Annotated in this window: 4 protein-coding genes; all 4 read right to left on the bottom strand. The window is 66.3% G+C overall.

Annotation, left to right across the window (positions count from 1 at the left end):
* Nucleotides 1-252: 252 nt before the first annotated feature.
* The 4 genes from HAV18_RS20530 to HAV18_RS20545 are packed head-to-tail and all read right to left on the bottom strand — an operon-like array spanning nt 253 to nt 11906.
* The gene (locus HAV18_RS20530) at nt 253-1956 is read right to left on the bottom strand and encodes a cyclic peptide export ABC transporter (RefSeq protein ID WP_166959097.1); all 1704 of its coding nucleotides are present in this window, start codon (nt 1954-1956) and stop codon (nt 253-255) included.
* A gap of 37 nt (nt 1957-1993) precedes the next feature.
* Entirely contained in the window at nt 1994-2473 is a 480-nt protein-coding gene (locus HAV18_RS20535) for a hypothetical protein (RefSeq protein WP_166959099.1), read from the bottom strand.
* A 53-nt stretch (nt 2474-2526) separates the two neighbouring features.
* Nucleotides 2527-3183, bottom strand: a complete 657-nt coding sequence (locus HAV18_RS20540; RefSeq protein ID WP_166959101.1) for a glycosyltransferase family 25 protein — start codon at nt 3181-3183, stop codon at nt 2527-2529.
* Entirely contained in the window at nt 3180-11906 is an 8727-nt protein-coding gene (locus HAV18_RS20545; RefSeq protein ID WP_243771738.1) for a non-ribosomal peptide synthetase, read from the bottom strand. Before HAV18_RS20545 ends, HAV18_RS20540 begins: the two co-directional genes overlap by 4 nt.
* Between the last annotated feature and the right edge of the window lie 54 nt (nt 11907-11960).

Genomic DNA, 11960 nt, shown 5'->3' on the forward strand with positions numbered 1-11960 from the left:
GGCAAACCGACGAAGCACCGGCCATCGAATCCGGTGCGATGCGCGGCGCCGCGGGTCGGATCGACGCATTCGGCCCTTGAAGCGGTCGCCGGCCCGGGCGATCCGCCGTTCGTTGAAAACGGGATCGTCACGTGACGAAGCGGCATCGTCCGGACGCCCGCTCGTTGCACGGAGGGTTCGACAGTCGTACGCGCGAACACCCGCATCGCATCGTCGCCGCCTCCGATGACACCCGGCGGCCCGGGTCACCGGTCATCCTGCCATGTCGGCGCTGACGGGACACCTGGCCGAATCGGAGAAGATGCGACCGCTATCCAGGCGAATGACCCGACCGGCCAGCCTGAAATACTGATCGTCATGGGTCACGATGATCACGCATTTCCCCCGCGCTTGCAGATCGGGCACCAGCACTTCGTAGAAGAATTTCTTGAAAACCGGATCCTGGTCGGCAGCCCATTCGTCCAGGATATAAATCGGGCGATCCTCGATGTAGGCGCAAAGCAACGCCAGTCTCTTGCGCTGCCCCGTCGACAAGGCCGTGGTCGTCGAGTACGTCTTGTCGTGAATTTCGATCTTGCCGGCCAGCTTGAGGGTTTCGAGGTATTCCCGCGCACGCTCGCTGCTCGCGCTTTCATGGTCCGGCCCGATGATGCGATTGAATAGATGGAAATCGGTAAATACGGTGGAAAACAGATTCCGGTACGGCTCCCGCGCATCGTCGTCGATGACCTCTCCGTCCAGGGCAATATGGCCTTCGGTTGGCGCATAGAGGCCGCTGAGCACCTTCGCCAGTGTGCTTTTGCCGCTGCCGTTTCCACCAATCACATAGATCAGTTCTCCGGCGTGAATCGTCAGGTTGACGGGGCCCAGGACGAAGTCGACCGACGACGCGTTGTCACGGTAGGTCATCTTGACGTCGCGCAACTCGATACGCTGCCATGACCTGATCGGCGTGGATTCCCCCATGCCGGGCGAGGGCGGCTTGCCGAATGAATCTGGCGTGTCGTCGATCAGGAAACCGAATTCCGCGAGTCGGGCGAGGGCGGTCTTGCCCTCGGCCACGATCGGCAGAATGTTGATCAGCATGGTCAGCGGCCCCATCATGTAGAGCACGGCCAGGATGCTCGCCATGAGTACGGCGGGATCCACGACGCCGAGAGACGGCACGCCGAACAGCAGGAATCCGAGCAGGACCGCCACGGTGACCTGGCCGATGCTGTCGCCGGTCATGAACCAGAAGCGTTCGATGAAGTTGTAGCCCGCCACGCGCCGTGACGAGACTTCGATCGCCGCCTTGGTGAACCAGCGTCGTCTGGCCCGGTTGAGCTTGAGTTCCTTGATGCCGAACACGAGGCTATGCGTGTATTCGTTGAACTGGACGAACTCGTCGCGCACGCGTTCCGTGAAATTGGCCGCCTTTCGATAGAACAACAGGTAGAGCACCAGGCCGACGATCGTCAGCGTGACCGTCGACGCGAAAACGATCCACGACAGATAGGCGAGATAGGCGACGCTGCACATCAGGATGACGGATTGAACCAGGATCGTCGGTATGGTGAGCAGGGTCTGGCTCAGTTGCGGAATGTCTTGCGTCAGCATCGTCAGCACATGCGGCGCGCCGCGCCTGTCGATGTCTTCCAGCGGCGTCGCCAGGATGCGCTTGCACAGGTTGACGCGCAATCGCGTCATGATCTTCATGCACGCGTAGGACGGCATCGCGGCAGCGCCGCTCCGGCAGATCACCGCGACGACGTTCACCGCGATGAAGATCATCAACAGCATCGGTCGATCGTCCTGGTCGTGAAGCACCCGGCTGATCAGGCCGACGCCCGCGATCGACGCCACGCCGCTGATGAGGCCCGTCAGGACCGTGCCCAGGGTCAACCAGGGATGACTGCGCCACATCAGGGTGACGGCTGAGTGCCACGGCGGCGATTTGCTTTGCGCGGAGTCCATGAGTCGCTATTCGGAGAGGCGTGAAAACGGGAAGGGCTCAGTTGACCAGGTGACTGAGTTCGATGACGTGTGCCGCCGATCTCAATCTCGACGAGGCCTCGTGCCTTCCGAGAAACGTGATGCTTTCGACGATTTCCAACGGCGAATCGGAAAACAGGATGCAGCACTTCAGCAGGCGCTGCGCACGGTCCCAGCCGACGTTCATGGAATCGGCCACGCCCTGCAACGCAGCCTCGACCGACGCGGCCGTCCAGCCGTCGTTCCGGATCAGCTGCGACTCGATCAGCCGAAGAAATTTCAGGAGGGTGCGGGGATTGCTTTCGATGCTGTACATGAGGATGTAATCGATCCGCAGTTTCTTCGTGATCAACGGAAAAATCAGGTCGATCACGCCGGCGGTCGATTCACATTTCCCGTAAGCCAGCGAAATCGCCTCGCCGAGCTTGCGGTCCCGGTGAAGCGCATCCAGTGCGGCCTGTACGAATGCCGCTTCATGGTCAACGGTAGTGATTTGCATGATAGTCAATGGCCTGTCGAGTGATGGATCGCGGCGAGCGTGGACCGCAGGCGTTACCAGCCATCCGGAATGGGCATGGAATAGGTCAGCGGCTTTTCCGGCATGACTTCGTCCATGATGTCGGAGTAGCCGGACTCCTGGCCGACCAGATTGGGCTCGAAGCAGTAGCAGTTGAACGTCTTCTGCAGGACGAGGTTGTTGCGGTCGTTGATGGCCGGCGGATGCTCGTTGATCGCGATGAACGCGTCGTAAAGCGAGTGCCTGACGACGTACGCATGCGCGGTCAGCGTCTCCACCGTCTTGACGACGTTCGGCGCGACGGGAATGGGCGGTGCGAAGTGATACGCGCCCAGAAACAGCATGTGCCAGTCATCCGGCACCTGCGCGATGAACTCGGGGAAGCGCGCGGCGAAATCGGCGGCGAAGAACGCGTCGTCCTCGAAGATCAGGACTTCGCTCGCGCCGGCGGCCTTGGCCTGCTTGACGGCGGCGAGATGGCTCATCGTGCAGCCGTAGTCCTGCGGACGCATGTGGCTCAAGGATTCCGGCACGCTCGCGAGCCTTGCATCGACGGCGGGCAGCCGTTCCACCGTGAGGATGTTCTGCTCGGCGAATTTTCGCTGCATCGCCTCCCAGCGATCGGGACGCCGGTCCAGGTTGATGCAGACCTTGCGGGCGAAAGTGTTGTCGATCGTCGGCGTTGATTTCATGAGGGCGTTTTTTCCAGGAACTGATTGACATGGGCAGCGAGGACACCGGCATGCGGATCGAGCAGCATGGTCAGGTGGTCGCCAGGGACGTCCGTCACCTCGACGGGAAGCGCCGAGAAGCGTGACCACCCCCAGGCCGGGTCCAGGCGAAGCTGCGCGATCTCGGGCGACGGGTCGTAGTCGCCAGGATCGCGCTCGGTACTGCGGAACAACGCGATCGGCACGGGCAGCGGAGAAGCTTGTGGCGCGTAGTGCGCCTTGAAGTTGGCCTGATAGACGCGCAGATAGGCGCGCAGGCGGTCGGGTCCGGCGTCCGCGAACCAGCTGCCGCGAGCGCCGATCCGGTCGAGGATCAGGCCGGCCTGGCCGTCGGGATCGAGCGGGACGAGGTCGTCTCGCGTCACCTGAAGGTCGGTCCCGAGGAAGGTGCCGATTTCGTGGGCGATCGCGACCAGCCATTCGGTGTCGTCCCAGTCCTGCCAGTAGGTGGCGGCCGGGCTGTCGATGGGTGCGGACGCATCGAAGATCGCCAGCAGCTTCACGACGGCGCCCTTGGCGACGAGCTGCCGGCTCATTTCGAGCGCCACCTGCGCGCCGAACGAGTGGCCCGCCAGGTAGTAAGGGCCCGCGCCCACCAGCGGCCAGATGCGTTCGATGTGACGGGCCGCGATGTCTTCCACGCGGGTGAGCGGCAGGCAGGCGCCGTCGAGGCCGAGCGCTTCCAGCCCGTGAATCGCGTGGGTTCCGCTCAGGTGGTTCGCGAGCGGGTGGAAGTAGACGACGTTCCCGCCGGCGCCCGGCAGGAGGAACAGCGGCGCAGCGGGACCGCCGTCGCGGATCGGCACGAGCCCGCCGGCAGGGGCGGACGGTTCCTGCGTGGCCAGCGCCGCCGCCAGTTTCTCGATCGTCGGATTCTCGAAGAGACAGGAAATCGGCAGCCGGCGATCGAACGCCTTCTCGACATTGGCCATCAGCTGGATCGCGATGATCGAGTGACCGCCGAGATCGAAATAGTTGTCGCTGACCTTGATGTCGTCTCGCTTGAAGATCCGCTGCCAGATCGCCAGCAACGTGCTTTCGTGTGCCGTCGGCGCGACGGCGCGTGCCGCCGTAACCGGACCGGCGGCGGGTTGGACGGCAGGGTCGGCCACGCCGCGCGGCGCGCCCGGCTGGCCACCGGCAGCCGGCCCATCGGCGAGCTGGCCGGTCAACTGGTCAGGCTCGGCGGCGAATCGCTCCAGCAACGCGCGGAGGGTGTCCAGCATCTGCCGCACCACGTCGGGCGCGACGCGGTGTGCGTCGTGCGAAATTTCGAAGCCGATGCGCTCGTTCGGGTGCACGGTCAGGGTCAGCGGGTAATTCGATTCCGCGAAGGCGCGGGTGTCGAGGATCTCGATGTCGTCCGGCCCGAGATCGGGAGCAGCGGCAACCGGGAAGTTCTCGAACACCAGCAGGCTGTCGAACAGGCTGTCGCGGGCGGGCAGTTCGCTCCATGACTGGATATCGACCAGCGAGCTGTACGAATGCGGTTCCATGGCCGTCTGGGCTGCGTGGACCTCCGCCAGCCATTCGACGAAGGGGCGCTCCGGCGCGATGCGCAAGCGCAGCGGCAGCGTGTTGATGAACAGCCCTGCGATTGACTCGACGCCGTCGAGCATCGGCGGGCGACCGGACACGGTGACGCCGAAGACGATGTCGTCCGTTCCGGCGTGGCGCTGCAGCACCAATGCCCAGACAGCGCGTATCAGGACGTTGAGGGTGACGCGATGGGTGCGCATGAGCGCTTGCAGCCGCGCGGCCAGGGCCTCGTCCAGCAGGAATTGCTGTGTCCGCCGCGTAGCCTGCCGAGCGGCGTCGCCGGCGGCCTGCCGGGCCGGACCGGCCGCGATCGGCGTGGCGGCATGGAACCCCGCCAGTTCGGCGCGCCACCAGGTTTCGTCGGCCGGGCGAGGATGGCGCGCGAGCCAGTCGATGTACGTGCGGTATCCCGGCGCCGATGCGGCCGCCGCGGGCGCGCCGGTGCGGACGAGCGACAGGTAGTCGTCGAACACTTCCTTCATCAGGATGGCGGTGCTCCAGCCGTCGAGAATGATGTGGTGCGCGCTCCAGCAGAAGCGATGGCGCGTGTCCGTTTCCTGGATCAGCGTGCAGCGGAACAACGGCGCGCGCTGAAGATCGAAGCCGCGCCGCCGGTCATCGGCGAGGAAAGCGTCGAAGTCCTGCGCACGGCGGGACGCATCGCGGGATCGCCAGTCGAGGCACGTCCACGGCAGGTCGACCGTGTGCAGCACGGTCTGGACGGGCTGATCGCGATCGGCCCACGCGAACGCGGTGCGCAACACGGGATGGCGCGCGAGCGCATGGGCCCACGCTTGCCGGAGCGCCGGCACCTGGAGCGGGCCGCGGACGACGAAGCTGAACTGCTGGAAATAGGCGGCGGGATCCAGGTCGTACAGCGAATGGAACAGAATGCCCTGCTGCAGCGAAGAGAGCGGGTAGCTGTCCTCGATGTCGTCCCATGCGGTGTCCTGGACCGACGCCGCGAAGTCGAGCAGGCGATCCTTGAAGTGCGCGGCCAGATTCTCGACCGTCTGCCGCCGGTGCAGCCGCTCGCCGTAGCGCCAGTCCACCTGAAGCCTGCCGTCGACAACGGCGGCGACGATCTCGAACGCATGCGTGCGCTGCGACCGCTCGGCACGCAGCGAACCGAGGTCCTCGGCCGCCGGGCGCCAGCCTTCGGATTGCTGCAACACGGTATCGAGCTGCCCGTGATAGTTGAACAGGATATCGGCGTTCGGCAGCGTGGCGAGACCGTCGCGCACCGCGTCGTCGGGGCTCAGGTAGCGAAGCAGCGAATAGCTGAAGCCTTCGGCCGGAATCCTGCGCAACTGCTGCCGTGCGGCACGCAGCGCTTCCTCCGGCGTGTGCCGAGCGTCGGCCTCGAGCACGACGGGGTAGATGGAGGTGAACCAGCCCACCGTCCGGGTGAGGTCGAGCGGCGCATCCGACACGTGGCGGCCGTGACTCTCGAGATCGATCCGGGTGCGGGCGTTGCCCGTGACCATGCTGCAGGCTTGCGCAAGCGCGGCGAGCAGGACGTCGTTGATGCGGGTGTCGTGGGCCCGCGGCAGCCGGCGCAGCAATGCCGTCGTGGCGGCTTCGTCCAGCTCGAACGACACGGACGCCGCGTCGCCGACCGCGTTGCTGGCCGCGCCCGCGGCCGGATAATCGACCGGCATCGGTTCGACGGGCTGCGCGACGAGGGCCTGCCACAGCCCGGCTTCGTTGCCGATGGCCGGCGACCGGCTCAGTTGCTGCAGATGCAACGCCCATTCGCGGAACGAAGTTGTTTTCTCGGGCAGCGGCTGGCCGTGGTAGGCGGCATGCAGATCCTCGAGGAGCACGCGCCACGACACGCCGTCCACCGCCAGGTGATGGACCGACACGAACAGGCGGGCGAGCGGCTCGTCCGCCACGCAGAAGAGCCGGGCCGCCAGTAGCGGGCCGTGCGTGATGTCGATGCCGCGTTCGGCTTCGGCGGCGGCGGCGCGCATCGCCGCCAGGCGCTCGCCGGCGTCGCCGGCGATCTCCCGCTTCGCGAAGCATGCGGGCGCCTCGCCGCCGGCGACGACTTCCTGGGTCCAGCGGCCCGCGCTGCGCGAAAAACGCAGGCGCAATGCATCGTGATGTTCGTGGACTTGCCGGAACGCGTCGGCGAGCCTCGACGCGTCGATATCCGCCGGCACCTGGATCAGGACCGTCTGGTTGTAGTGCGACGGCGCATCGGTCTCCTGCTCGAAGAACCAGTGCTGCACCGGTGTGAGCGGCGCATCGCCCAGCGGGCTGACGCTCGACGCATACGTTGCCCGCTCTTCGGGTGCGGCGGCCAGCTGCGCGATCGTCTGGTACTGGAACAGCTGTTTCGCCGTCACACGAAGTCCCGCCCGATTGGCGCGCGCGATGACCTGAATGCTCAGGATGGAATCGCCGCCCAGTTCGAAGAAGTTGTCGTGGATGCCGACCGAAGGCAGTTGCAGCACGTCTTGCCAGATTGACGCCAGCAGGATTTCCCGGGGCGTGACGGCCGGCGCGTGCGGCAGGGCCGCGTCGATCGTGTCCGCGGGCGCAGGCAACGCCTTGCGATTGATCTTGCCGTTGGGCAGCATCGGCAAGGACGCCAGCGCGACGAACTGCGACGGCACCATGTAGTCAGCGAGCTTGCCGGCCAGATAGGCGCGAAGATCGGCGAGGTCCGGCGTTGCGGTCGCGATATAGGCGATCAGGAACGTTCGGATGCCTTCCGTTTTCGCGATCACGACACAGTCGTCGACCGCCGGATGCGTGCGCAGCGCCGCCTCGATCTCACCGGGTTCGATGCGCAGGCCGCGCAGCTTGATCTGGTGATCGATGCGGCCGAGGAACTCGATATTGCCGTCGGGGCGGTAACGCGCGAGATCGCCGGTGCGGTAAAGGCGCGCCCGCGGGTCGGTCGAGAACGGGTCGGCGATGAACTTCTCGGCGCTCAGTTCCGGCTCGCCGTGATAGCCGAGCCCCACCGGCGTGCCGCCGATCAGCAGTTCGCCTGCGATGCCGAGCGGCGTGGGCTGCATGTGCGCGTCCACGATATGAAGGCGGGTATTGGCGATGGGCCGGCCGATCGGGACGATACGGTGCGGGTCGTCGCGCTTGCACTCCCATGCGGTCACGTCGACGGCGGCTTCCGTGGGGCCGTAGAGGTTGTACAGCCTGACGTCCAGGCGCTCGAAGCAGCGCTGCTGCAGGTCGTAGGGCAGCGCCTCGCCGCTGCACACGACGCGGCGCAGCGACGTGCAGTGCGCGTCCAGGTCCGGATGGTCGAGGAAGGCACGCAGCATCGACGGCACGAAGTGAATCGTGGTGATCCGTTCGCGCGCGATGAGTTCGGCCAGATAGTCGGTCTCGCGCTGTCCGCCGGGTCGGGCGAATACGAGGCGCGCACCGGTGACGAGCGGCCAGAAGAACTCCCAGACCGAGACGTCGAAGCTGAACGGGGTCTTCTGCAGGACGGCGTCGTCGGCGTCGAGCGAGTAGGCGTGCTGCATCCAGAGGATGCGGTTGGTGATCGCGCGATGGGTGTTGAGCGCGCCCTTGGGCCGGCCGGTGGAACCGGACGTGTAGATCATGTAGGCGAGGTTGTCGCCGCTCAGATCAGGCTCGGGGTTGGCCACGGCGTCGGGATCGAGGTCGAGTTCGCTGGAATCGACGACGATCAGGGCGGCTTCGGTGTCGGGCAGCGCGTCGCGCAGATGTTGCTGGGTGAGGAGCCAGCGCAACTGCGCGTGCTCGATCATGAAGCGCACGCGCTCGGCGGGATAGTCGGGGTCGACGGGGACGTAGGCGCCGCCGGCCTTGAGGACGGCGAGCAGCGCGACGATCATGTCGAGCGAGCGCTCCATGGCGACGCCGACGAGGGCGTCGGGCCCGACACCGAGGGCGATGAGCCGGTGCGCGAGGCGGTTGGCGCGCAGGTTGAGTTCGGCGTAGGTGAGCGTGCCGTCGTCATGGACGGCGGCGACGGCATCGGGCGTGCGCTCGACCTGCTGTTCGAACAGGCGGTGCAACGGTTGAGCGGCGGCCTCGCCAAAATCCGTTTCGGTCTGGTTCCACTCGACGGTCAGCAGGTTCCGCTCCGCTTCGCTCGTCAACGCAAGCCCGCCGAGCGGCCGGTCCGGATCGGCGATCACGGCATCGACGAGCGTGCGGAAGTGTTCCGCCATGCGATCGATCGTGGCGGCGTCGAACAGGTCCAGGTTGTATTCCAGCGAGCCCGCCAGGCCGTCGTCGGCATCCTGGATATGGAGCGTGAGGTCGAACTTGGCGGTGTGGGTCTCCACCGACACCGGCGTCGCCACGAGACCGGGGAAGCTCAGCGCCTGGGATTGCGCTTTCTCGTACGCGAACACGGCCTGGAAAACCGGCGTGCGGCTCAGGTTGCGCTCGAGCTTGAGCGAATCCACGACCTGTTCGAACGGAATCTCCTGGCGGCTATAGCCGTCCAGCGCGACGCGCTTCACGCGCGCCAGCAATTCGTCGAAGCTCGGATTGCCCGACAGGTCCACGCGCAGCGCGAGCATGTTCGCGAAGAAGCCGATCAGCGGCTCGGTCATGCTGGAGCGCCGATTGGCGATCGGGGAGCCGATGACGAGGTCCTGCTGATGGCTGTACCGCGACAGCAGCAGCGCATACGCAGCGAGTACGACCATGAACGTGCTGGTGCCGGACGCACGTGCGATCGCGCGCAGGCCGTCGGCGCGTTCGCCGTCCAGCCGGAACGGCAGCACCGCGCCGCGGAACTGCTGGATGGCGGGGCGGGGACGGTCGGTGGGCAGTTCGATCAGGTCCGGCGCGTCCGTCAGCGATGCGCTCAGAAGCGCCAGTTCCCGATGCGTATCGGCGGACGCCAGGCGCTCGTGCTGCCACACCGCGTAGTCCGCGTACTGGATGGCCAGTTCCGGCAGCGGCTGGCCTGCATAGAGCGCGGCCAGTTCGCCGATGAGGATGCCTGACGACCACGCATCCGACACGATGTGATGCATCACGACGCCGAAGACGTGCAAATCCGCATGCACGCGATACAGCACGACGCGATAGAGCGGCCCGGCGGCGAGATCGAACGGGCGATCGGCTTGCTCGGCGAGCAGCGCGAGCGCCTCGGACTCGCTGGCGACGTCGACGACGTCGAGCGCGACCGGCGCGGGCGGCGCGATGCGCTGGACCCCGAGGCCGTCGATGGCGGGAAACGTCGTGCGCAGGATCTCGTGACGCCGGCTGATCCCGGACACGGCGGCCCGCAGGCGCGAGAGGTCCAGTGCGCCGTCGAAACGCAGCGCGCTCGAGATGTTGTAGGCGGCCGACGGGCCTTCCAGTTGCGCGAGGAACCACAGGCGCTGCTGCGGAAAGGACAGCGGCAGGTCGTTCGCGCGTGAGCGGGGCAGGATGTTGCCGGCCGTCGCACCGGCGCGGGGTGACGACGCCTCGATCAGGTCGGACACCGCGCCGATGGTCTGGAGTTCGAAGATCGCGTCGATGCCGATCTCGACGGAGAAGCTGCCCCAGATCCGCGAGACCAGCTGCATGGCCTGGAGCGAATCGCCGCCGTAGTCGAAGAAGCGGCCGGCGAGATCGACGGCCGGGTTGTCGAGCACGTCGCGCCAGATGCGCAACAGTTCGAGCTGGACCGGCGTGGCGTCGGGACTGGCCGCGTCGGGCGCCGCGGCCGGCTCCATGGCCAGCAGCGCCGGGCGATCCAGCTTGCCGTTGGCGTTGAGCGGAAATTCGGCGATCAGGACGATGTCGGACGGGACCATGTAGTCCGGCAGTTTCCCGCCCAGGAACGCCCTGAGGTCCGGCACGTTCAGGCTCGCGGAACCCTTGACGTAGGCCGCCAGCTTGCGCACGCCGTGAGCCGATTCGCGCAGCATGACCGCTGCGCCGACGACCGCCTCGTGCGCGGTGATCGCGGCCTCGATCTCGCCGAGTTCGACACGGTGCCCGCGAATCTTGACCTGGTCGTCGACGCGCCCATAGCACTGGATCCGTCCGTCGGGCAGCCATCGGCCGATGTCGCCGGTGCGGTAGATGCGCGCTTCGCCGGGGAACGGATGCTCGACGAATTTCGCGGCGGTGACGTCGGGTCGCAGGTGGTAGCCGCGTGCGAGGCCGGCGCCGGCGAGGCAGATTTCCCCCGGCACGCCAAGCGGGACCGGCCGCAGGGCCTCGTCGAGCATGTACACCCGGGTGTTGGCGATGGGCCGGCCGATCAGCACCGAAGCCGGCACGTCCTCGACGCGCTCGACGATGCAGCCGACCGTCGCCTCGGTGGGACCGTACTCGTTGTAGATTTCGATCGACGGATCGATCTTCCGCAGCGTCGCGATGTGCTGGGGCGTCAGTTCCTCGCCGCCGACGATCACCTTGCGCACGCCGGAGCGTGCCAGGTTCATGTACTCCAGCAGATGAATGTGGGTCGGCGTGAGCTTGAGGGTGTCGACGCCGCTGCCGGGCTGGAACATCCGGGCCAGAATGGTGTCGATGCTTTCCGACTGCGGATAGATGCGCAGCGTCTTGCCGCGCACCAGCGGGCAGAAGAGGTTGGTCAGCGTGAAATCGAAGCACAGCGAGCTGTACAGGCCGAAACTGCCGGTCGTGCTTTCCGGAAAGTAGTACTCGACGGCCCACGCGATGTAGTGGGCCAGGTTCCGGTGTTCGAGCAGGCAGCCTTTCGGGCGCCCGGTCGAGCCGGACGTGTAGATCACGTAGGCCAGGTTCGCCGGTTCGGCGCGGCAAGGCGGATTGTCCGGCAGCGGCGTCCAGTGGGGGAGCTCCTGGTCCAGCAGCAGTGTCACGCCGGAGAACTCGTACCATTGCGCCAGTTGACTCGACTGGGTCACCAGCAGCGACAGGCCGGTGTCGCCGAGAATGTGATTGATCCGTTCGGCCGGATAGGCCGGGTCCAACGGAACGAACGCCGCCCCTGCCTTCAGGATGCCGAGAATCGCGACGATCATCCATTCGGAACGTTCGAGCATGACGCCGACCAGCGATTCCTGCCCGACGCCGTAATGTTCGCGCAACTGATGCGCGAGGCTGTTGGCCCGGGCGTTCAGGTCGGCGTAGGTCATCAACGCACTGTCGGTGACGAGGGCCGGCGCTGCCGGCGTGCGGGCGACCTGCGCTTCGAACATCTCGACGACCGTCGGATGGCGAGGGCCGGCCGCCGCGGTTTCGTTGAAGGTGGC

Origin of the sequence: Burkholderia sp. D-99 (genome assembly GCF_011605345.1) — a bacterium.
Lineage (GTDB): Bacteria > Pseudomonadota > Gammaproteobacteria > Burkholderiales > Burkholderiaceae > Burkholderia.

What these genes read in the sequence shown, in the direction of transcription:
- HAV18_RS20545 (WP_243771738.1), bottom strand. Translation starts at nt 11,906, where the DNA reads ATGTTCGAAGCGCAGGTCGCCCGCACGCCGGCAGCGCCGGCCCTCGTC.
- HAV18_RS20540 (WP_166959101.1), bottom strand. Translation starts at nt 3,183, where the DNA reads ATGAAATCAACGCCGACGATCGACAACACTTTCGCCCGCAAGGTCTGC.
- HAV18_RS20530 (WP_166959097.1), bottom strand. Translation starts at nt 1,956, where the DNA reads ATGGACTCCGCGCAAAGCAAATCGCCGCCGTGGCACTCAGCCGTCACC.
- HAV18_RS20535 (WP_166959099.1), bottom strand. Translation starts at nt 2,473, where the DNA reads ATGCAAATCACTACCGTTGACCATGAAGCGGCATTCGTACAGGCCGCA.